The following is a 21,095-nucleotide window of genomic DNA, read 5'->3' on the forward strand; positions in this document are numbered from 1 at the left end:
ATCACGAACCGTGATCATGAGTCCGAATAAGGTACTTTCTGCCGTGTAAAAGTCGTAAAAATCGGGCATGGTTCATCCGTCCGTCTAGGGACCTTCATCCGTTCGGCCCATGTCGGACATCGGGGACTAGCCGGACCATGGGAGACGCGTCGGCCGGCGGGACCCCGGCCGATGTCTATACATGTGGAGGAGTGACCGATGGCATCGCGAACGCACGAACCAGAGCCGCTACTCACACCGGCCGAGGTGGCGTCGATGTTCCGTGTCGACCCGAAGACGGTGACCCGGTGGGCAAAGGCTGGCAAGCTCAGTGCCATCCGCACCCTGGGTGGCCACCGTCGATACCGCGAGTCGGAGGTCAGGGCGCTGTTGCAGGGTCAGATCCCGCAGCAGCGGCAGGGCGACTGAAGCGGCAATAGTTTTCCGGTCAGGGGCGGTGGATCTCGATCCGCCGCCCCTTTCCATGTCCTGAGTGGCCGCCGTCGCTGCGTCTCAGCGCCGCGTCTCGGCCAGCGTCACCCGGATGCCGACCGTGCCGCCCTCGCCGCGCCGCAGCCGGCTGCCGAGCAGGCTGAGTCGACCGATCAGGCGGTACTTGTGCTTGAGTAGGTCCCGTACCCGACCGGTGTCGCCGTTGCCGTAGATCGTCGCGTGGGCCGGCACCTCCGCCCCGTGTGGCCGCCCCCGCACGTCGCACGGGGCCACAGTCACCTCACCGTTGTGGCGGATCCGCTTCACCTTGCCCGAGTCGGCCCGGGTCCAGACCGCCAACGCCTCACCATCTCGTACCGCCCAGACGGGGGTCGGCACCGCCCGACCGTCCTTGCGGAAGGTCGTGAGCAGGATGTACTTCTCGGCCGACAGCCGGTCCAGCATGGTCACGCCGCCAGGATACGGCCGCTACCGGCCGCTGAGTGGACAGATAGCGTGAACGTCGTGACGGTTGAGCCTCGAATCGGTGACGTGGTCGGCGAACTGCTGCGGGACACGTTCGCGGTGGCCAGCGGGGTGGGCCCTCGACCCCTGGTCGGTGGGCGCCTGCCCCGGCCGGTCATCGAGATCATCGAGCGGGATGACGGTCTGATCAACGGCGCGCCGGCGGCCCACTATCTGGACGGTCCACAGGACTGGCAGCCGTACGACCACCGCGCGGTGGACCGGGCCCGCGGCGAAACGCTGGACGTCGGCACCGGCGCCGGCCGGATCGCCCTGCTGCTCCAGGAGCGCGGCGTACCGGTCACCGGGCTGGACACCTCCGCGGGCGCGCTGGCCGTGAGTCGACGCCGCGGTGTCCGGCAGCTGGTGCACGGCACCGTCGACACGCACGTCGCGGACGGGCAGCGTTACGACACATTCCTGCTGCTCGGCAACAACCTCGGGCTGTTCGAGGGGCGGGAGCGTGCCCCCGTGTTCCTGGCCGCGCTCGCCGCGCTGGCCCGACCGGGGGCGCAGATCATCGCGCACGGCACCGACCCGTACGGCACCCGTGACCCGGTGCACACGAGTTACCACGAGCGCAACCGCAGTCGGGGTCGGCTCGGCGGTCAGCTCCGGCTCCGGTTGCGCTACCGGGAGCTGAGCACCGAATGGTTCGACTATCTGGTCTGCTCGGCGGAGGAGTTCGCCTCGCTGGTGCACGGCACCGGCTGGCGGTTGACCGATGTGGACGACCGCGACAAGCCGTACTACCTGGCCACCCTGCGGCTCGCCGACCGAGCGACGGCCCCCGCGCTCCGCATCGCGGAGGACAGGGGCCGTCGTACGGCTCAGACCTGGACGGTCGGGGGCAGCTGCTCGGGCGGCAGACCGCCGTCGCCGTCGACCACCTCGTCCGGCTGCCCGTCCTCGTCGATGTCGACCATGGTGATGTCCACCTTGCCGTCACCGTTGGTGTCGAACTGGAACAGGTCGGCCTTGCCGTCGCCGTCGGTGTCCACCACCCACACGTCGGTCTTGCCGTCGTTGTTGGTGTCGGCGCGCAGCAGCTCGACCCGCTCGTCGCCCCGGGTCTCCACGATCTGCCCGTCGGTGACGCTCTCCGGTGCCTGGCTCATCTCGGTGGTCCTTCCCTCGGTTGACGGGCCGTCAGTACCCGATCCCGCGCTCCCCCACGCATGAGCCGGGTCGTCGGGCTGTCTAGGGTCGCACCATGAGCGAGCGGAGCGGGCGGAACACCCCGGTCGGCGTGGCGGGGACCCCGTGCGCCGACGGGCGGGACAGGGAGGCGTGATGAGCGATCGTTTCGTGGTCGTCGGTGCCGGCACGATGGGGCTCGGCATCGCGTACGTGGCGGCCGGGGCCGGTCACGCCGTGGAGTTGGTCGAGGTGGATCCCGAGCGGGGCGCCTCCGCGCTGAACCGGCTCGCCGACCTGTGGGAGCGGGCGGTGCAGCGAGGGAAGCTGAGCGCCGACGAGGCCGCCGCGAACCGGCAACGGGTCACGCTGCGTCCCACGCTCGCCGACGTTGCTCCCGCCCCTGAGGTGATCGTGGAGGCGGTGCCGGAGCGGCTCGACCTGAAGCGGGCAGTGCTGCGGGACGCCGCCGCGCTGGACCCCGCGCTGCTGGGCAGCAACACCTCCAGCATCGCCATCGGTGAGCTGGCCGCCGGGCTGGACGCCCCCGAGCGTTTCCTCGGCCTGCACTTCTTCAACCCGGTCTGGGCGATGGCCCTGCTGGAGATCGTGGTCGGCCCGGCCACCGCCGAGGAGACCACGGCCGCGGCCGTCGCGCTCGCCGGCCGGTTGGGCAAGGACCCCGTCGTCGTACGCGACCTGCCCGGCTTCGCCACCTCACGGCTCGGGGTCACCCTCGGGCTGGAGGCGATCCGGATGGTCGCCGACGGGGTGGCCAGCCCTGCCGACATCGACAAGGCGATGGTGCTGGGCTACCGGCACCCGATCGGGCCGTTGGAACTCACCGACCTGGTCGGCCTCGACGTGCGGCTGGACATCGCCCGCACCCTCCAGGCCGCGTACGGCGACCGCTTCGCACCGCCGCCCCTGCTCGTGGAGATGGTGGCCGACGGGCGGCTGGGCAAGAAGTCGGGGCAGGGCTTCTACCAGTGGAAAGCCGGGGTCAAGCAGTGAGCGCGAGGAGTGAGCTTGCGAGCCCCGCAGTCGCGAACGGAAGGTGGGCGCAGTGAGCGCGGTGGGCGCAGTGAGCGGGCTGCGGATCGAGGAGCGACCGGACCGGCTGGTGGTCACCCTGGATCGGCCGGAGAAGCGCAACGCCATCGACGCTGAGCTGATCGCCGAGCTGCACCAGGTCTGCGCCGAGCTGGAAGCCCGTCCCAGACTGCTGCTGCTCACCGGTGGCGCGGCGGGCATCTTCGCCGGTGGCGCCGACATCGGCCAACTGCGTGAACGGGGCCGCACCGATGCCCTCGCCGCGATCAACTCCGCTGCCTTCGCCCGGATCAGGGCGTTGCCGATGCCCACCGTCGCCGCCGTCGACGGCCCGGCGTTGGGCGGTGGCGCGGAGCTGGCGTACGCCTGCGATCTGCGGGTGTGCACGGCGCGGGCGGTCTTCGGTCAGCCGGAGGTGCGGTTGGGCATCCTGGCCGGCGCTGGCGCGACCCACCGGCTGCCCGCGTTGGTCGGTGAGGGCCGGGCCAAGGAGCTGCTCTTCACTGGCCGGCGGGTGGACGCCGCGGAGGCGCTGCGGATCGGCCTGGTGAACCGGGTGGTGGACGAGCCCGACGAGTTGCTGACGGTGGCGCACGCGCTGCTGGACGAGATCGCCCTGGGTTCGCCGCTGGCGCTGCGGCTGACCAAGCTTGCGGTCGATGCGCCCGCCGCCGCGCATCCGCAGCTCGACCTGGTCAGTCAGGCGGTGCTCTTCGAGGACGAGGAGAAGCACCGGCGGATGACCGAGTTCCTGGAGCGCCGCCGGCCGCGGTGACTCCTGGAGACGAAACGGCCGCACCGGCGAGCGCCGGTGCGGCCTTCGTGTGCCTGTGGTCGTGCTACTGCCGGATCTGCACCTCGGCGTCGGCCAGGCCGCGGATCACCTGGGCGGACTCGCCGAAGCCGATGATCAGCACGGCGTCCGCGCCGAAGTCCTTGATCTCCTTCGCACCCCGGCTGAAGTCGACGGGTGCCGCCTTGGCGTCGGCCGGCGGCTCGTACGTCAGCAGCTTGAGTCGATCGGCAGCGATACCGGCCTTCTCCAGCTCCTCACGGACGGTGCCCTGGAGGCCCTCACCGTAGGAGTCCTTGCGAGCCACGATGACGATCTTCTGCGAACCGTCGCGGAGGATGACGTCGGCCAACGCCCGGCCCTGGAGGCTGTCCGGTGGGGCGGTGCGGAAGTAGAGGCCCTGGTCGTCCACGTCGGTCAGGCTGCTGTCGGTGTTCGACGGAGAGAAGAGGATCTTCCCGGCCTGCACCACGTTCGGCAGCACGGCCCGGGAGATGCCCGAACCACCAGCGCCGATGATCACGCTGACGCCAGCCGTCGCGTGCCGGGCCACCGTCGCCTTGGCCACCTCCGGGTTGGTGCCGTCGTCGCCGTCCAGCCACGTCACCGGCTTGCCCAGTGCGCCGCCAGCGGCGTTGATCTCCTTGATCGCCAGCGCGGCGCCAGCGGCCATCGGCGGGTAGGCGATCGACAGGTCACCGGTCTTCGGCAGCAGACCGCCCAGGATCAACGGTTCCTGCTCGGGGTCGCCGCCCGGGCGCTGCTTCTTCGGCTTCGGCGGCGTCTTGGTGCTCGCCGCCGACTCGACGCCCGCGCCGACGAACTCGGTCTTGCCGTCGTTGATCTGCTGCCCGTCGAAGGTCAGCGTGGCGTAGCTCGCGGTGGCCGGCTCACCCTTGTCGGTGAAGCCCGCCCGGGTCAGCGAGACCCCGCGGTACTCGATGTCCTGCCCGTTGCGGGCCAGCGTGAGGCAGCTGCCCGGGTCCTCGCAGCGCTGCCCGTCGTTGGTCACCGCGACGATCTGCTTCGCGATGGCAGCCGGGTCGGTGCTTCCGGCCAGCTGCGCGGCGAGCACGGCGATCACCACCGCGTCGTACGTCTCGGCCGAGTACACGTAGTCCGTCAGCGCCGGATTGACGGCCCGTAGCCGGCCCTTGAAGTCCTCGGGTAGCGGAACGAGTGGCGTGGTGCCCTTCATCCCATCCACGAGACCTGCGCGTTCTTTCAACTCCGCGGGGTAGGTGTTGAGCATGTTGCCGTCCGTGCCGTAGAGGCGCACCTGTTGGGCGCTGGTCTCCTTGGCCTTGTCATCCCCGCAAGCGCTTGTGGCGAGCAGGATCGTCGCGCAGGCAGCCAGTGAGGCTACCCGCGAGCGGCGTGATACGAGCATGGTCGTCCTTCCTCCGGCGAAGGTCCGCTGCGCACATTAGCGTGCCGAGGCCGGCGGCGGGACCGTGGAGGTGGCGTAAAGCGCAGGTAGCTCGCCTTGAACACGGACAGTGACGGTTGTCGGGAGCCTTGACGACGCGTCCTACTGTGCGCTGGGTGACGGACCTACCACAGCAGACGTTCGACGACGCGGCCGCCGTGCTCCACTCGGCGCTGACCGGGGATGGAGAAGCGGTGGTGGGAGCGTTCGACGCGGTCGTCGACCGGGCCGGCCTGAGCGGCGCGTACGGGGTCGCGTGGTGCCTGGCCGCGACGATGCTCGGTGACGCTCCGGCGGCCAGCGGTGCGGCCCTGGACTTCCCGGGAATCGACCAGGCTGAGTACGACACCCGATGGGTGGCCCGCTTCGTCAGCGCGTACGCCAACCGGGACGAGCCGACCGGGGAGGCGCTGTTCGGTGCGGCGGCAGCCGACGGGCTGCTGCCCGACTGCCTGCTCACGCTCGCCGGCTCGACGATCGCCACCCTGCGCAGCCGTGCCGGGTGACCGGCCGCCGGTCGCGGCGTCCGTCGGGGGGCGGACGCCGCGACCGCGCGGACCACTCAGAACGCGTGGTACGCGATCAGCGGCTCGTACTCGTAGCGCAGGTTCTCGAAGCGGACCCGGAAGTTGACCCCGTCCCGGACGTCGGTCGCCACCGTGATCCAGCCCGAGTTGGCCGGCAGGTAGGTCCAGTAGTTGCAGGCACTCGTCTTGTCCACGAAGATCACGCACGCCTCGGTGGCGTACACGCTCGCGTTGCGGACGTTGATGTCGCGACAGCGGGTCGTGGTGCGGTACTGGCCGGCCGATCCGCCGTAGCGGCCCGTCTCGAAGTACGACCGGACCGCCCCGCCGTAACAGGTGGCGAGCGGGGCGAACGCGTTCGCCCCGGAGCTGACCGGTGCGGTCGGTGTTGTCGGCTCCGCCTGCGCGGGTGTGCCGGCGAAGAGCAGGGTGGTGGCCGTGGCGACGGCGAGCAGGCGAGCGGTCGGGGATGACATGCGTGCCTCCGAAAGGGGGTAACTGACCGTCCGTATTGGACTGATCATCCGACCGTGACGATGATACGTATCGATCAATGGCGGCGTGACCCCGTGATGTCCGGCCCGTGTGGTAGCTCTGTAGGCATGTCCGAGGCGATGCTCAGCAAGGTGCGCAAGCTGCTGGCCCAGGCCGAGGATCCGGCCTGTACGCCCGCCGAGGCCGCCGCGTTCACCGCCAAGGCGACCGAGTTGATCGCCCGCTACGGGGTGGACCGGGCGCTGCTCGCCGTCCGCGACCCGACCACCGACCCCGTCGGCGACCGGGTGCTGGACATCGTCGCCCCGTACGCCCGCGACAAGGTCGGCCTGCTCGCCGCGGTCGCCGAGCCACTGCGCTGCCGCTGCGTACGCCGCCGGCAGGGCAACGGCTTCGCGCTGCACCTCTTCGGCTTCGCCAGCGACCTGGAACGGGTCGACCTGCTCTTCACCTCACTGCTCGTGCAGGCGGCGCACGGCCTGGCCGCCACCGCCGTGCCGGCCGACGACCACCCCGCCGCGTTCCGCCGCTCCTGGCTCGCCGGTTTCGCGGAAGTGATCGGCGGTCGGCTCTGGGCGGCCGAGACGGCGGCGGCCAGCGAGTCGGGCACGCCGTCGGTGGCGCTGGTGCTGGCCGACCGGTCCGACCGGGTGCAGCGACGGCTCACCGAGGAATACCCGCGGCTGCGCACCGCACCGCCGCGCCGGCTCGGCGGCACCGGCTTCGGTTCGGGGGCGGAGGCCGGCCAACGCGCCAACCTGGGTGGTCGGGACCTCGGCGTCCGCTCCGCTGGCGACCGGCAGCTCGGTCGGTGACTCCGTGCGCCCGTCAGGCGGAAGTGCCGGGGCCGCGTGACACAGTGGCGACGTAGCGGGTGAGCAGCTCGTGCCAGCCGGCGGTGAGCGCCTTGCGATATCCCTCGGCGGCCTCGCCGTGCCGGTCGAAGTGCCGGTGCTCCAGCTCGACCCGGGTGCGCTCCGGCCCTTCGGGAAGGAACAGCACCTCGACCTCGCTGGCCCGGGCCGGGTCCGGCACCGGCGCCCGGTCGGGGCCGATCTGCCAGACGAAGACCAGCCGCCGCGGTGGATCCCAGGTGAGGACCCGACCCCAGTCGGCGCGGAAACCGTACGGGCCGATCTCGTAGAGCATCCCGCCGGCGCGCGGCTCCATGCCCAGCTCCGCGAGAGCGTCCGGGCCGGACCAGGTGTATTCGGTGACCCACCAGTCAGTCAGCTTGTCGGTGAACACCGCGAACGCGTGCTCGGCGGCGCCCGGGACGAGGAGACTGCACCGTAGGGAGAACCGGTCGACGTCCTGCCGGATGTCGGCCGGATCAGTCATTTCCTGTCCCATAGGCCCGGACCATACCGGCTGATGCCCGCGTGTGCAGCTTCGCGCGGTGCCCGGTTCCAGACAGAGGGTCGCCGACTCGTCACGGACGGGATGCCCCGCCGGAAAGCGGGTAAGCGCGCCGAACGCCCGGACGACCGGGACGGTGTGCAGGCGGGGCGGGAGATCATGAGCGAGAGCGCGCAACAGCGAGGGCCGGACCGGAACGTCGAGAGCGCGGACCCCGACGTCCTGCTCGACATCCCGAAGGTCTCCGTCGACTCGATCCGACTGGCCGTCGACGGCCTGGACGCCGACCTGTCGCTGCGGGCCCGGGTGGCCAACCTGCTCCAGGTCGACGCCGGCGTACGGGTGCACCTGAACGGCGGCGAGCTGGACGTCAACGGGGTGCACGCCGAGGCGCAGTTGCGGGTGCGGTTGGAGCAGCTGACCAGGATCCTGGGCCGGGCGCTCGACACACTCGACGCCAACCCGGAGATCATCGAGGCGCTCGCCCGGACGGCCGTCACCACCGTCGACGACGTGAACCGCAGCGCGCAGCAGCTGGCCCCGGGGTCGATGGGGGCCGCTGAGGTGCGGGGGTCGGCGCGGCGCTCCAACGGCGTACTCCAGGAGTTTGGTCAGCAGGTCGGTGCGGTCGGGGCCGTCGCCGACCGTGCCCAGCAAGGCCCCGGTCGGCCGGGGCCGGGTGCGGGTCAGCCGGGTGGGGGCCGGCCGGGTCCGGGTCAGCCGGGTCCGGGTGGGCCAGGGGCGGGGCCGGGTGGGCCAGGTTCGGGTGGGCCCGGGGCTGGTCCGGGTCGGCCTGGGGCGGGGCCCGGCGGCGCGGGGAAGGGTCCTGGGGGCCCTGGGCCCCATGCCGGAGGTCCGGGACCCAGTGCGGGCGGACCCGGGTCTCAAGCGGGTGGCCCCAGGCCGGGCCAGAAGTCGCAGCCGGAGTCCGGTGGGCCGCAGGGCGGCCGGGCCCCGGCAGGCCAGCCGCACGAGGAGCCACGCCACCCTGAGGGGCAGCCGCACGAGGAGCCACGCCACCCCGAGGGGCAGCGGGACGGGGAGCGGCACCACCCCGAGGGTCAGCGGGCCGCGGGCCCGGGTGACGGGAAACGGCCGGCCGGCGCGGACCGGGGCGCTGAGGGTCCGGCGGGGTCGTCTACCGGAGAGCGTGGGAACCGACCGGGCCAGTCGGCAGGCCCCGGGCCAAGCCCATCCGGCGATCGTGACGGCGGTGGTGGGTTGCTGGGCGGGGCGCAGAGCGCAGCGCAGCTCGCCGAACAGGCGGGGGAGACCCTGCGGCAGGCCGGGCGCAGCGTGTGGGAGGCGATCCAGAGCGGCGTGGCGCAGCACCGCCAGCAGGGGCGCCGAGACGAGTGACGCCGGGCAAGGCGGACCAGCGACGCCGCGCGACCGATCCGCGCAGCCGGTCCGCGCAGCCGGTCCGCGCAGCCGGTCCGCGCGACCGATCCGCTCGACCCAGGCATGATCGACTCGCTTTTCAGGAAAGCGCGGTATTGGGCACCTTCCGATGCCCCGATTTCCGGGAGGTCGAGTGGATCACACCCGTGGCGGGCCGGTCCGCAGCCGTAAACAGCAAGATCCCCACCTGCGTTTCCGCTGGTGGGGACCTCTGTAGCCCGGCGAAAGGCTATGTGGCCAGGGGCGGGGTCGAACCGCCGACCTTCCGATTTTCAGTCGGACGCTCGTACCAACTGAGCTACCTGGCCGTATCGCTGCTCGGCTCATGCTACCCGGCAACCGGACGAACCGGTGGCAGGGCGACCTGCTCCGATACGCAGAACGCCGCGCGAGGCGCGGCGTCAGCGCTGCGGTCCTGACGGGACTTGAACCCGCGACCTCCGCCTTGACAGGGCGGCGAGCACTCCAACTGCTCCACAGGACCTAGCTTGTGTTGCTCCGACTTGCGCCGGTCGTGCCCCCAACGGGATTCGAACCCGTGCTACCGCCTTGAAAGGGCGGCGTCCTGGGCCGCTAGACGATGAGGGCGGCCCCGCCATCATTGCACACTCGCAACTTCAAGCGGACTTGCTCCCATCCGGCCCCGCCGGAGGCTTGGAAAGCATACGTGATGCCCGGTCGGTCGACAAAATCGGTATCCGCAAGGGCTTCGGAAGAGACATAACCGCAGGTCAAAGCCGGTCTAGCGGAGTTTGGTGATGCCGAAGCGCTTCTTCAGGTCGGCGATCAGGTGGGGGCAGGCGGCGAGCGTCGCGGCCCGATCGCCACCCCCGTCGTGCAGCAGCACGATGGCGCCGGGGCGGGCGGCGGTGTGGATGCGCTTGCCGATCGTGGCGGCGTTCGGCTTGTCCCAGTCCTGTGGGTCGACCGACCAGTGCAGCGGGCGCATGCCGAGACCCTTCGCCACCGCCAGCACCTCCGGCGTCCACCGGCCGCCCGGCTGCCGATAGAAGGACACCTTGGCGCCGGGCGCCGCTGCCTGGATGGCCCTGTTCGTGCGTTTCAGGTCGGCCTTTATCTCGTTGACGGGCCGTCGGGCCAGGTCGAGGTCGTGCCGCCAGCTGTGGTTGCAGAGCTGATGCCCCTCGTGGACGATCCGCCGGACCAGCTCCGGATGGCGCTGCACCTCGCGACCGACCACGCAGAACGTGGCGGTCACCTTGGCTGCCCGCAGTTGGTCGAGAACCTTGGGAGTCCAGGTCGGGTTGGGCCCGTCGTCGAAGGTCAGGACCACCGGGCGTACGCCGCTGTTGCGCCGCAGGCCGGCCGGGAGCTTGGCCGGCAGCGGCCGCAGCGGAGGCTTGGGTGGCTTGGCGACCGTGGGATGCGGTGACGGCGTGGCAGTGGTGGACTCCACCGGCTGCGGCGCGCCGGCGGGCGCGATGGTCTTGTCCGGCCCCGCACAGCCGGACAGGACCAGCGCCACGGCGAGGACGGACGCCAGAAAGGCGCGGGCTCGCATCTGCTCGCTCCCGGAGGGTCGGGGTAGGCGGACCCGCCCGACGGTAGTTCACCCGATCACCGGGCAACAGTGCGATCAGTCACGCCTCGACTGGTCCAGGGAGTCACGGACCGCGACGGCGAGCGAGACCGCCTCGGCCAGGTCGACCGGCCGCACCACCCCGGCGGGCAGCGTGTCGGCGCGCCAGCCGGGGCCGGCGGCGAGCGCCAACAACGGGCGGCGGGGTGCGGCGAGCAACGCGCTGAGCTGGGACGGATCGGCGGTGGCCCGGGTGTGCGACCAGAGCACCACGGCGGCCGGACCGGTCCGGTTGACCGCCTCCACGAGAGCGGCCACCGGCACCCGGGCGCCGAGCATCCGGTAACTGACCCCGGCCTCCGCGAGCGCGGCGGCCAACGCCTCCAGTGGCAGCGTGTGCTGCTCCTCGTCGGCACAGGAGAGCAGGATCCGGGCCGGCCCGGTGGGAACCTTGGCCCGACTGGCCGCCGCGAGCGCCTCCGAGACGCAGCGGGACACCAGGTGTTCCACCTCGATCAGGCCGGTGGTGGCGGCGTGGCGTTCGCCGATGCCGGCTAGCACCGGGCGCAGCAGACCCTCCCAGGTGGCGACGACCCCGACGGTGGCGAGGGCGTGCGCGATCGTCTCGCTGATCGCCGCCGCGTCCAGCCGCATGGCGGCGCGGGCCAGACCACGGGCTGCCGGGCCGGCGCGGCCGACCGGGATGGTGCCACCGCCGTCGCGGCCGGACGGGGGGATCCGGACGGGGGTGACGGTGCCGTTGGGTGTCGGATCCGGTGCCTGGCGAGCCCAGCGAGCCGCCTCGGCGGGGCTCACCCCCTCGGCGGTGAGCCGTCGCATGATTTCGAGACGGGCCAGGTCGGTCGGGGTGTACCGGCGGTGGTGACCGGGGATGTGCTCACTGGGCCCGAGCCCGTAGCGCTGGTGCCACGTGCGGAGGGTCGTCACCGCGACCCCCAACCTGCGTGCGACCGCGCCCGCGCTCAGCGCCTCATCGACCACCCGACCGCTCCGCCGAGTCATCCGCCGACAGAGCAGGCGGGGTCACGACCAGGCCGGGTGCGCCGGACGTGGGGCCCGAGGGGTGCAGCAGCCGGTTCACCACCCCGCCCAGCCAGGGCGCGTACGACCGGGGGTCGAGATCCAGCTCGGCTTCCAGCGCGGTCGGATCGGCCCACCGCAGCTCGGCGACCTCGTCCGGGTCCGGCAGGAGCGGGGCCCCGGGCAGGAAATCGCCCCGCAGCACGTGGTCGTACTCGAATTCGACCCGACCGGTCGCCGGGTCCTCGGCGTAGTAGACGTAGACGCCGACCTCGGTCAGCTCGACCGGGCCCGCGCCCAACTCCTCGCGTAGCCGCCGGTTGGCCGCCTCGGCGAGGGACTCGCCGGGCTGGGGGTGGCCACAGCAGGCGTTGGCCCAGCGCAGCGGGAACCGGGTCTTGACGGCGGCGCGGCGCTGGAGCAGCACCTGGCCGTCCGAGTCGACCAGCAGCACCGAGAAGGCCCGGTGCAACTGCCCCGGAGTCTGGTGCGCGGCCGCGACGGTCGTCTCGCCGTGGGCCTCGCCGTTTTCGTCGACCAGCTCGACGAGGTGGTCCTCGCGGTTGCTCATCGGCCTTCCCCGGTGATCCGGCCGGCGGCCAGCTTGCCGGAGATGAGCACCATCGGTACGCCGACGCCGGGCTGGGTCCCGGAGCCGACGAAGACCACGTTCGACAGTTTGCGGTGCAGGTTCGACGGGCGGAACGGGCCGGTCTGGAAGAGGGTGTGGGCGGCGGCGAACGGCGTGCCCGCGGCCATGCCCTGGTCCTCCCACTCGGCCGGGGTGATCGCCCGCAGCACCTCGACGCCGGCACCGAAGCCGACGTAGCCGCGCTCCTCCAGGGTGCCGATCAGCTGGTCGCTGTAGCGCCGGGTCAGGTCGCCGCGCCACTCGAACGGGGCCCGGTGCAGGTTGGGCACGGGAGCCAGCACGTAGTAGGTGTGCCGATCGGGTGGGGCCACCGACGGGTCGGTCCGGCTCGGGTTGGTCACCAGCAGCGACGGGTCGGTCATCAGCTCACCCCGCCGGATGACCTCATCGAAGGTGCCCTTCCACGCTCGTCCGAAGTGGATGTTGTGATGGGCGATCTTTTCATATCCCTGTCGGGAGCCGACGTGCAGAACGACGCAGGACGGTGAGTAGGTGAGCCGGCGTTGCGGGGCGGCGGGGAGCAGGTCCCGGTAGGCGACCGGCAGGTCGGGGTTGAGCACCACCACGTCCGCCGGCACCAGTTCGCCGTCGGCGGTGATCACACCGGTGGCGCGGCCGTTCGCGGTCTCGACCCGGGTCACCGTGGTGCCGTACCGGATCTGCACGCCGTGCTTCTCGGCCGCGCCGGCCATCGCCTTGGAGACCGCGTGGATGCCGCCGCGCGGGAAGTAGACCCCGGCCACCGAGTCCAGGTACGCGATGACCGTGTAGATGGCCAGCGCGTCGTGCGGGGCGAGGCCCGCGTACATCGCCTGGAAGGAGAAGATCCGCTGGGTACGCGGGTCCCGGAAGAATTGGTTGATCTTCGTCTGGAGGCGCCGGAAGGCCCCGCTGGCAAGCAGCTTGAGGAGGTTGCCGGTGATCAGGTCGGTCGGCGCGTCCAGGTTGCGCTCGATGAAGTCGGCGCGCTCCAGGCGCCACAGCTCCCGCGCGTAGTCGACGAAACGCAGGTAGCCGTCGGCCTCGCGCGGCCCACAGACCCGGGAGATCTCCGCCGCCATCCTCGTGGTGTCGGTGAGCACGTCGAGGGTGGAACCGTCCGGGTAGTACGCCCGGTAGGCCGGGTCGACCGGGGTCAGGTCGAGCCAGTCGTCCAGCTCCTCACCGACCGCGCCGAGCGCCTCGGCGATCAGGTCGGGCATGGTGAGCACGGTCGGGCCGGTGTCGAACTCGTAGCCGTCGACCCCGAGACGGCCGGCTCGCCCACCCGGCACCGGCTCGCGTTCCAGCACTGTCACCTGCCGGCCGCTGCCGGCCAGGTGCAGCGCGCAGGCGAGCCCGCCCAACCCGGCCCCGACGACCACCACACGGTCCGTCCGTCCTGTCACCGTCCGCACGTGACCACCTCTTCCAGAAAGTCGCTCATCAGGCCCGCCGGCTGGTGGCGGCGGTGGCCAACCCGGTCAGCGCGGTCCGCGCCGTCCGGTCCACTGGTGCGGCGTCGAGCGCGGCCAGTGCGTCACTCACCCGCTCGGCGATCATCCGCTCCACCCGGGCCACCGCGCCGGTCTCGTCGACCAGCTCGGCGAGCCGGTCGACCGGCCCGTCGCCGGCCCGATCCATCGCCCGGAGCTGGGCCGGCGTGGCCAGCTCCCGGGCCAGCATGAGCAGCGTGGTCGGCTTGCCGGTGCGGAGGTCGTCGCCGGCCGGCTTGCCGGTGTCGGCGGGATCGCCGTAGACGCCGAGCAGGTCGTCGCGGAGCTGGAACGCCTCGCCGACGGCAAGGCCATAGCGGGTGTACGCGGAGACCAGCGCGTCGTCGACGGGCACCCCGGCCAGGCAGGCCCCGAAGAGCAGTGGTCGCTGGACGGTGTAGCTGGCGGTCTTGTAGCGGGCCACTCGCAGCGCCCGGTCGACCGACCAGCTCGCCGGGTCGTTCTCGCCGAGCACGTCGAGATATTGCCCGGCGACCGTCTCCACCCGCATCTGGTCATAGCAGCGCCGCACTTCGAACAGCCGGGCCGACGGCACTGTGGCCTGGGCCAGCAACCGGTCGGCCCAGACCATGCACAGGTCACCGATGAGCACGGCGACGGCTTCGCCGAATCGGCCGGGATCACCCCGGTGGCCTGCGGCGATGTGCTGTTCGGCGATCGCGACGTGTGCGGTTGGCCGGCCCCGGCGGGTGGTGGACGCGTCCATCACGTCGTCGTGCACCAGGGCGAAGGTGTGCAGCAGCTCCAGCGCGGCCAGCGCGGGCAGGACGGGTGGTAGCGCCTCGGTGCCGCCGACCGCCCCGCGCCACCCCCAGTAGGCGAACGTGGAGCGGATCCGCTTGCCGCCCACGAGGACTGCTTCCCTCGCGGTGGCGGCGAAGCGGCCCATCGAGATGTCGATCTCGGTGAGGGAGTCGACCTCGGCGGTGAGGAAGGTAGCCAGGGTCTCGTCGACCGCGGTGATCAGGTCATGGGTGTACGCGGCCAGAACGGCGCGGACCGGATCGTCACCGTCCCCCGGCCCCCGCTGCGCCACACGGGTCGCATTGCCCGCAACTGCGTCGTTGGCCATGCGACTGAGCGTACCCTAGGCTACGAGTTGCGTCGATTGGTGCGTCGATAAATTAAGGAGGGCCGGTGGACACTGATCTCACCGCTGCCTATGACCGGTGTCGTGAGCTGCACAAACGCCACGGCCGCACCTACTATCTCGCCACCCGGCTGCTCCCCGCTTGGAAACGACGACATGTCCATGCCCTCTATGGGTTCACGCGGTACGCCGACGAGATCGTCGACCGCACCGAGGACCTACCGCAGGTCGAGCGTGCCGCCCGCCTCGACGACTGGGCCAGCCGATTCGTGTCCGGCCTGCACGGTGCGTCGGTCGACGACCCGCTGCTGCCGGCCGTGCTGCACACCATCGCCGTCTTCGACCTCGACCGGGACGACTTTGCGTCGTTTCTGAAGAGCATGGCGATGGACCTGACCGTCACCTCGTACCCGACCTACGACCACCTGCTCGACTACATGGAGGGCTCGGCGGCGGTCATCGGCACCATGATGCTGCCGATCCTGGGCACCTCCGACCCGGTGGCGGCACGGGAGCCGGCACGGCAGCTCGGCTTCGCGTTCCAACTCACCAACTTCATCCGGGACGTCGCCGAGGACCTCGACCGGGGCCGCACCTACCTGCCGGACGAGGACCTGGCGAAGTTCGGCGTCACCCGCGAGGAGCTGGCCGAGGCCTGCGCCCGGGGGCGCGGCACGCCCCGGACCCGCGAGCTGATCGAGTACGAGGTGACCCGCGCCCAGGCGCACTACGCCGCCGCCGCGCCGGGCATCACCATGCTCGCGCCAGCCTCGCAGGCCTGCATGCGCACCGCGTACGCGTTGTATGGCGGCATCCTCGACGAGGTGGCCGCGCAGGACTACGACGTCTTCACCCGGCGGGCCCTGGTGCCGCAGCGGCGACGGATGGCGGTGGCCGCACGGGCTCTGCTCACCTCGACCGGTACGCCGGTCACCATCCCCGGGCCGACGGTCCACCCGCAGACCCGGTGACCGCAAGCACCGCGATCGTGCTCCTCACCCGCGACCTGCGGGTGCACGACCACCCGGCGCTGGCCACCACCTGCGCGGCCTTCGACCGGGTGGTTCCGCTGTACGTGCTCGACCCGGCGCTGGCCGGCCTGTCGGCCAACCGCACCCGGTTTCTGCACCAGGCGCTCGCCGAACTGCGGGCCGAGCTGCGCGAGCGCGGTGGTGACCTAAGGTTACGCCACGGCGACCCGGTGGCCGAGACGATCCGGTTGGCCGGCGAGGTCGACGCCAGCGCCGTCGCGCTCTCCGCCGACGTCAGCAACTACGCGCGGCGCCGCGAGCGACGACTGCGCGCGGAGTGTGAGCGGCACCGGCTGCACCTGCGACTGTTTCCCGGGCTGACAGTGGTCGAGCCGGGCGCGTTGCGGCCCGGTGGCGGGGGCGACCACTACCGGGTGTTCAGCCCCTACCACCGGGCCTGGGCGGCCAGTCAGTGGCGTGCGGAGTTGGCCGCGCCGCACCGGGTGGAGCTGCCGGGCGGGGTGAGCGTGGGCAGCCTGCCGAAGCCGCCGGCCGGGGACTCACCGGACGCGGCGGTCGGCGGCGAGCGGGTTGCCCGGCAGCGGCTCACCGACTGGCTGCCCGACCTGGACCGCTACGACGATCAGCACGACGACATGGCCGGCGACGACACGTCCCGGCTCAGTCCGTACCTGCGGTTCGGCTGCGTGTCCCCACTGGCGGTGGCCAACCGGGCCGGGGATCGGTCCGGGCCGTTCGTCCGGCAGATCTGCTGGCGGGACTTCTACTACCAGGTCACCGCCGCCTTCCCGGAGATCTCGACGTCGGCGTACCGGCGGGGCGCCACCGAACAGTGGCGCTACGACGACGACGCGTTGGCGGCCTGGGCCGAGGGTCGCACCGGCATGCCCATCGTCGACGCCGGGATGCGGCAGATGCGTACGCAGGGCTGGATGCACAACCGGGCACGGCTGATCACCGCCGGCTACCTGACCAAGCACCTCGGGCAGGACTGGCGGCCCGGGGTGGCCGTCTTCTTCCGCTGGCTGCTCGACGGGGACGTGGCCAACAACTCCGGCAACTGGCAGTGGGTCGCCGGCACCGGCAACGACACCAAGCCGTACCGGGGGTTCAACCCGGTCCGGCAGGCCGAACGGTACGACCCGGACGGCGACTACGTGCGCCGGTGGGTGCCGGAGCTGGCGAAGGTGCAGGGCAAGGCCGTGCACCAACCGTGGAAGCTGCCCGACGCGCTGCGCCGGACCCTCGACTATCCGCCGCCGCTCTCGGTGCCGGGCACCGACCCCGTCTGGCTGCGCTGATCAGAGGCAGGAGTGCAACACCTCGACCAACTCGTCCACCCGGTCGTGCTCGGCGAGGTGCGCCGTGGCGTACCCGAAGGTGTAACCGCGCTCCGGGTCGGCCCACGCGCTGCTGCCGCCGATGCCGCCCATGCCCCAACTGCCGTCCGGCTCCCACTGCATGCCCAGCGTCCAGTAGGCCGCGCGGTTCAGCACCAGGTCGGGCCCGTCGTACTGGACCCGGGTCGCCTCGGCCACCAGCTCCGAGCTGAACAGCCGAACCCCGTCCAGGACGCCGCCGGCCAGCAGGCCGGTATAGAGCCGGCCCAGGCCGCGTGCGGTGGCGTGCAGGTTGACCGCGGGCACCTCCGCAGCACGCCAGAGCGGGCTGTTCAGCACGGCCAGGTCCTGCCCACCGGCCGGGTTGCCCATCGCGCGCGCCCGCAGTGAGCCTGGCTCACCAAGCGCCCGGATTGGCCACCCGAGGTCGCCGTAGCGCAGGTCGGCGCAGCGCCGCTGATCCGCGTCGGCCAGCCCGAAGCCGAGGTCGAGCTGCCACCGGTCGGCGATCTCCTCGGCCAGGAACCGGCCCACCGACCGCCCGTCGACCCGACGCACCACCTCGCCCACCAGGTGCCCGTACGTCCAGGCGTGCTCCGCGGCCACCGAGCCCGGTGACCATTCGGGGTCGGCGGCGGCCAGGTCGCTGGTGAGGAGCGTCCAGTCGGCGATCGCGGTGGCCGGTCGGGGTACCGGAAAGGCCGGCAGCCCGGCGGTGTGCGACAACACCTGGCGCACGGTGGCGGGTGTGCGGAACTCCGGCCAGTACCGGTCGACGGGTGCGTCGAGGTCCACCTGCCCCCGGTCGACGAGCATCAGCAGGCAGAGCGCGGCCACTGGCTTGCCGACCGAGTAGACGTTGACGAGCGTGTCCGGCCGCCACGGCTCGCCGTCCGACCCGGCAGCGGTCCGGGTTCCGCCGATCAGGTCGACGACGGGCTGACCGTCGTACCAGATGACCAGGCTGGCACCGGTCTCCCGGCCGGAGGTGAGCAGGTCGTGGAAGCAGTCCCGGACCGGTGCGAAGCGTGCGTGCATCCCGCCACGGTAGGCGTCCCGGACCGGTGAGGGTGCCGACTTTTCTCCGACCCTGGTGGTCGGGCTGGTGTCGCTGGGGGATGCTGTCGGGGTGGCAGAGCCGGAGCTGGTGGATGTTGTCGTGGTCGGGCTCGGGGTCGGCGGCGAGGAGGTGGCCGAGCGGCTCGCCGAGGCCGGCCTGAGCGTCGTCGGCATCGAACGGGATCTGGTCGGCGGGGAGTGCCCCTACTGGGGCTGCATCCCGAGCAAGATGATGATCAGGGCGGCCAACGCCCTGGCCGAGGCGCGCCGGGTCGACGGGCTGGCCGGGACGGCGCAGGTCCAACCGGACTGGGCGCCGGTGGCCAAGCGCATCCGCGAGGAGGCCACCGACACCTGGGACGACACGGTTGCCGCCGACCGGTTCACGGGCCTGGGCGGCCGGCTCGTCAGGGGAAGTGGCCGCCTCGACGGCCCTGGCCGGGTCCGCGTCGGCGACCAGGTGTTCCAGGCTCGGCACGGGGTCGTGCTGGGCACCGGGACCCGTCCGTCGGTGCCACCGATCGACGGCCTGGCCGACACTCCGTACTGGACCAACCACCAGGCGATCGAGGTCGAGGAGCTGCCGGAGTCGCTGCTGGTGCTCGGCGGCGGCGCGATCGGTCTGGAACTGGCACAGGTCTTCGCCCGCTTCGGGGTCCGGGTCACGGTGGTGGAGGCGCTCGACCGGGTGCTGGCCGTCGAGGAACCGGAGGCGTCCGAGGTCGCCGCCGCGGCGCTGCGCGCCGACGGCGTGGAGATCCACACCGGGGTACGCGCCGAGCGGGTCGAGCACGACGGCACCCGGTTCACACTGCGCGGCAGCGGCGGTTCGGCGTTCACCGCCGACCGTCTGCTGGTGGTGACCGGGCGCAAGGCCCACCTGACCGAGCTGGGATTGGACACGATCGGCCTGGACGCCAGCCAGCGTTACCTGCCGGTCGACGACCGGTTGCACGTCACCGACCAGGTCTGGGCGGTCGGTGACATCACCGGCGAGGGCGCCTTCACGCACATCGCCATGTACCAGGCCGGGATCGTGATCGCCGACATCCTGGCCCGCGCCCGGCAGGCGAGTGCGGGTGCGGACGCCAGCGGGACCTCCAGCGTGGTCGGCGGTGCGATGGGCGCGTCCAGCTCGCTGGCCGCCAGCGGGTCGAGTGGGTCGGCCGGCACCGTCCCGCGAGCCGACTACCGTGCACTGCCCCGGGTGACCTTCACCGATCCCGAGGTCGGAGCGGTCGGGCTCACCGAGCAGCAGGCCCGCGAGCGTGGCATCAACGTGCAGGTCGGTTTCACCAAGCTGGGCAGCTCGACCCGGGGCTGGATCCACCGGGTCGGTGACGACGGCTTCATCAAGCTCGTCGCGGACGCCGACCAGGGCGTGCTGATTGGCGCGACCTCGGTCGGCCCGGCCGGTGGCGAGGTGCTCTCCGCACTGGTCGTGGCGGTGCACGCGGCAGTGCCACTGAGCCAGCTCCGGCACATGATCTACGCGTACCCGACCTTCCACCGGGCCATCGAGTCCGCGTTGCGCGACCTGTCCTGACGCCCGCCCCGGTGGTCGATGTCGGAAGAATCCGGCAGCAAGCCAGCAAACGACGGGCACATTGCTGTTCATTTCTTTCATCCTGGTGACGTACGATTGCGACCGTGACCAAGCGGTTGACTGAAGTTGCCAAGAAGGCGGGCGTCAGCGAGGCCACCGTCAGCCGGGTGCTCAACGGCCGCGACGGGGTTTCCGAGACGACCCGCACCGCCGTGCTGACCGCGCTGGACGTGCTCGGTTACGAGCGGCCGACCAAACTGCGCGGCGAGCGCGCCCGATTGGTCGGGCTGGTGCTGCCCGAGTTGCAGAACCCGATCTTCCCGGCGCTGGCCGAGGTCGTCACCGGGACACTCGCGCAGCGCGGCTACACCCCCGCCCTCTGTGCCCGCACCATCGGCGGTGTCTCCGAGATGGACTACGTGGAGATGCTGCTCGACCACCAGGTCTCCGGCGTGATCTTCGCGGGTGGTTCGTACGCGCTCGCCGACGCCCGACACGACCACTACCGTCGGCTGACCGATCGGGGTCTCCCGGTCGTTCTGGTCAACGCAGGCGTGGCCGAGCTGGGCTTCCCCCGGGTCTCCACTGACGACGCCGTGGCGGTGGAGCAGGCGTACGGGCACCTGCGCTCGCTCGGGCACGAACGGATCGGGATGGTGCTCGGCCCGGAGGGGCATGTGCCGTCCCGACGCAAACTGGACGCGATGATCCGGGCCGCCGGCTGGGACGAGGGTGACGCCGAGTGCGTCGAGCGTTCCAGCTTCTCCATGGAGGGCGCGCGGGTCGCCGCGACGAAACTGGTCGAGCGTGGCGTTACCGGCATCATCTGCGCCAGCGACGTGCTCGCGTTGGGCACGATCCGTGCGGCCCGGCGGCTGGGTCGCTCGGTGCCGGCCGACGTGTCGGTGGTGGGCTACGACGACTCCGCGTTCATGACCTGCACCGACCCGCCGTTGACCACGGTCCGGCAGCCGATCGAGACGATGGGGCAGGCCGCGGTGGATCTGCTGGTCACCCAGATCGAAGGCGCCGGCGTCCTGCACGACGAGTTGCTGTTCGAGCCCGAGCTGGTGGTGCGGGGTTCCACCGCGCCCGCCCCGGGTCGCTAGGCACCGCTCCAGACGACGCTCCGGCCGTCGACCGCTCCATGCGGTCGGCGGCCGTTTTCGTCGTTGCCCATCCGGAGCGGCATCGATCTCGCCGAATGGC

The 21,095-nt window shown here is 71.7% G+C and carries 21 protein-coding genes, 3 tRNA genes and 1 pseudogene; 11 read left to right on the forward strand and 14 right to left on the reverse strand.

What is annotated here, in order from left to right; all coding sequences use genetic code 11:
• Nucleotides 1-198 precede the first annotated feature (198 nt).
• Nucleotides 199-408, forward strand: coding sequence for a BldC family transcriptional regulator (locus tag CLT68_RS07465; protein ID WP_007073996.1), 210 nt, complete (start codon nt 199-201; stop codon nt 406-408).
• 84 nt (nt 409-492) lie between these two features.
• On the opposite strand, the gene CLT68_RS07470 is transcribed toward CLT68_RS07465, so the two are convergent.
• Nucleotides 493-882 (reverse strand): PPOX class F420-dependent oxidoreductase, encoded by a 390-nt coding sequence (locus tag CLT68_RS07470; RefSeq protein ID WP_088950953.1) that lies wholly within the window; start codon nt 880-882, stop codon nt 493-495.
• Nucleotides 883-936: 54 nt separating this feature from the next.
• On the opposite strand from CLT68_RS07470, the pseudogene CLT68_RS07475 reads away from it, so the two are divergent.
• Nucleotides 937-1,707, forward strand: a pseudogene (locus tag CLT68_RS07475) (class I SAM-dependent methyltransferase); the annotation flags it as partial.
• Nucleotides 1,708-1,766: 59 nt separating this feature from the next.
• Here the strand turns inward: CLT68_RS07475 and CLT68_RS33695 are convergent.
• Nucleotides 1,767-2,054, reverse strand: coding sequence for a hypothetical protein (locus tag CLT68_RS33695; protein WP_099856881.1), 288 nt, complete (start codon nt 2,052-2,054; stop codon nt 1,767-1,769).
• Nucleotides 2,055-2,229: 175 nt separating this feature from the next.
• Here CLT68_RS33695 and CLT68_RS07485 point away from each other — a divergent pair, with 175 nt between their 5' ends.
• Nucleotides 2,230-3,087: a 3-hydroxyacyl-CoA dehydrogenase family protein gene (locus CLT68_RS07485; protein WP_099849708.1), complete on the forward strand. Its 858-nt coding sequence runs from the start codon at nt 2,230-2,232 to the stop codon at nt 3,085-3,087.
• A 70-nt stretch (nt 3,088-3,157) separates the two neighbouring features.
• Nucleotides 3,158-3,901, forward strand: coding sequence for an enoyl-CoA hydratase/isomerase family protein (locus CLT68_RS07490; RefSeq protein ID WP_088952126.1), 744 nt, complete (start codon nt 3,158-3,160; stop codon nt 3,899-3,901).
• Nucleotides 3,902-3,965: 64 nt separating this feature from the next.
• On the opposite strand, the gene CLT68_RS07495 is transcribed toward CLT68_RS07490, so the two are convergent.
• A complete protein-coding gene (locus tag CLT68_RS07495; protein WP_099849710.1) occupies nt 3,966-5,309 on the reverse strand; it encodes an ABC transporter substrate-binding protein in 1,344 nt (447 codons plus the stop codon).
• Between the two features lie 155 nt (nt 5,310-5,464).
• On the opposite strand from CLT68_RS07495, the gene CLT68_RS07500 reads away from it, so the two are divergent.
• Nucleotides 5,465-5,854 carry a hypothetical protein gene (locus CLT68_RS07500; RefSeq protein WP_088952127.1) on the forward strand — a complete coding sequence of 130 codons (390 nt, stop codon included), beginning with the start codon at nt 5,465-5,467 and terminating at the stop codon, nt 5,852-5,854.
• A gap of 56 nt (nt 5,855-5,910) precedes the next feature.
• Here CLT68_RS07500 and CLT68_RS07505 read toward each other — a convergent pair whose 3' ends face one another.
• Nucleotides 5,911-6,351 (reverse strand): hypothetical protein, encoded by a 441-nt coding sequence (locus CLT68_RS07505; protein WP_099849712.1) that lies wholly within the window; start codon nt 6,349-6,351, stop codon nt 5,911-5,913.
• A 126-nt stretch (nt 6,352-6,477) separates the two neighbouring features.
• On the opposite strand from CLT68_RS07505, the gene CLT68_RS07510 reads away from it, so the two are divergent.
• Entirely contained in the window at nt 6,478-7,185 is a 708-nt protein-coding gene (locus CLT68_RS07510; protein WP_099849714.1) for a DUF2786 domain-containing protein, read from the forward strand.
• A gap of 13 nt (nt 7,186-7,198) precedes the next feature.
• On the opposite strand, the gene CLT68_RS07515 is transcribed toward CLT68_RS07510, so the two are convergent.
• On the reverse strand, nt 7,199-7,723 hold the full coding sequence (locus CLT68_RS07515; RefSeq protein ID WP_099849716.1) for an SRPBCC family protein: 525 nt from the start codon (nt 7,721-7,723) through the stop codon (nt 7,199-7,201).
• Between the two features lie 165 nt (nt 7,724-7,888).
• Between CLT68_RS07515 and CLT68_RS07520 the strand changes: the two genes are divergently transcribed.
• Entirely contained in the window at nt 7,889-9,088 is a 1,200-nt protein-coding gene (locus tag CLT68_RS07520; RefSeq protein ID WP_143743142.1) for a hypothetical protein, read from the forward strand.
• Nucleotides 9,089-9,364: 276 nt separating this feature from the next.
• Here CLT68_RS07520 and CLT68_RS07525 read toward each other — a convergent pair.
• The 8 genes from CLT68_RS07525 to CLT68_RS07560 all read right to left on the reverse strand — a co-directional run bounded on the left by CLT68_RS07525 (nt 9,365) and on the right by CLT68_RS07560 (nt 14,931).
• Nucleotides 9,365-9,438 (reverse strand) — tRNA-Phe (locus tag CLT68_RS07525).
• A 102-nt stretch (nt 9,439-9,540) separates the two neighbouring features.
• Nucleotides 9,541-9,614 (reverse strand) — tRNA-Asp (locus CLT68_RS07530).
• Between the two features lie 31 nt (nt 9,615-9,645).
• Nucleotides 9,646-9,718: transfer RNA gene (locus CLT68_RS07535), tRNA-Glu, on the reverse strand.
• A 154-nt stretch (nt 9,719-9,872) separates the two neighbouring features.
• Complete coding sequence (locus CLT68_RS07540; protein WP_099849721.1) at nt 9,873-10,652, reverse strand: polysaccharide deacetylase family protein; 780 nt, start codon at nt 10,650-10,652, stop codon at nt 9,873-9,875.
• A 75-nt stretch (nt 10,653-10,727) separates the two neighbouring features.
• Nucleotides 10,728-11,672, reverse strand: a complete 945-nt coding sequence (locus CLT68_RS07545; protein WP_088950962.1) for a MerR family transcriptional regulator — start codon at nt 11,670-11,672, stop codon at nt 10,728-10,730.
• Nucleotides 11,662-12,282 carry an isopentenyl-diphosphate Delta-isomerase gene (gene idi / locus CLT68_RS07550; RefSeq protein ID WP_099849723.1) on the reverse strand — a complete coding sequence of 207 codons (621 nt, stop codon included), beginning with the start codon at nt 12,280-12,282 and terminating at the stop codon, nt 11,662-11,664. Before idi ends, CLT68_RS07545 begins: the two co-directional genes overlap by 11 nt.
• Nucleotides 12,279-13,760, reverse strand: a complete 1,482-nt coding sequence (crtI, locus tag CLT68_RS07555) for a phytoene desaturase family protein (RefSeq protein WP_088950964.1) — start codon at nt 13,758-13,760, stop codon at nt 12,279-12,281. The genes idi and crtI overlap by 4 nt, the downstream gene beginning before the upstream one ends.
• A gap of 28 nt (nt 13,761-13,788) precedes the next feature.
• On the reverse strand, nt 13,789-14,931 hold the full coding sequence (locus CLT68_RS07560) for a polyprenyl synthetase family protein (RefSeq protein ID WP_099849725.1): 1,143 nt from the start codon (nt 14,929-14,931) through the stop codon (nt 13,789-13,791).
• 65 nt (nt 14,932-14,996) lie between these two features.
• On the opposite strand from CLT68_RS07560, the gene CLT68_RS07565 reads away from it, so the two are divergent.
• Together CLT68_RS07565 and CLT68_RS07570 are read left to right on the forward strand one after the other, a co-directional pair.
• On the forward strand, nt 14,997-15,920 hold the full coding sequence (locus CLT68_RS07565) for a phytoene/squalene synthase family protein (RefSeq protein WP_088950966.1): 924 nt from the start codon (nt 14,997-14,999) through the stop codon (nt 15,918-15,920).
• A complete protein-coding gene (locus tag CLT68_RS07570) occupies nt 15,917-17,242 on the forward strand; it encodes a cryptochrome/photolyase family protein (protein WP_099849726.1) in 1,326 nt (441 codons plus the stop codon). Before CLT68_RS07565 ends, CLT68_RS07570 begins: the two co-directional genes overlap by 4 nt.
• On the opposite strand, the gene CLT68_RS07575 is transcribed toward CLT68_RS07570, so the two are convergent.
• Nucleotides 17,243-18,319: a serine hydrolase domain-containing protein gene (locus CLT68_RS07575; protein WP_099849728.1), complete on the reverse strand. Its 1,077-nt coding sequence runs from the start codon at nt 18,317-18,319 to the stop codon at nt 17,243-17,245.
• Between the two features lie 91 nt (nt 18,320-18,410).
• Here CLT68_RS07575 and CLT68_RS07580 point away from each other — a divergent pair, with 91 nt between their 5' ends.
• Nucleotides 18,411-19,886 (forward strand): FAD-dependent oxidoreductase, encoded by a 1,476-nt coding sequence (locus CLT68_RS07580; protein WP_099856883.1) that lies wholly within the window; start codon nt 18,411-18,413, stop codon nt 19,884-19,886.
• Between the two features lie 104 nt (nt 19,887-19,990).
• On the forward strand, nt 19,991-20,995 hold the full coding sequence (locus CLT68_RS07585; protein ID WP_088950969.1) for a LacI family DNA-binding transcriptional regulator: 1,005 nt from the start codon (nt 19,991-19,993) through the stop codon (nt 20,993-20,995).
• Nucleotides 20,996-21,095: the final 100 nt, after the last annotated feature.

It is taken from the genome of Micromonospora sp. CNZ299, assembly GCF_002754415.1.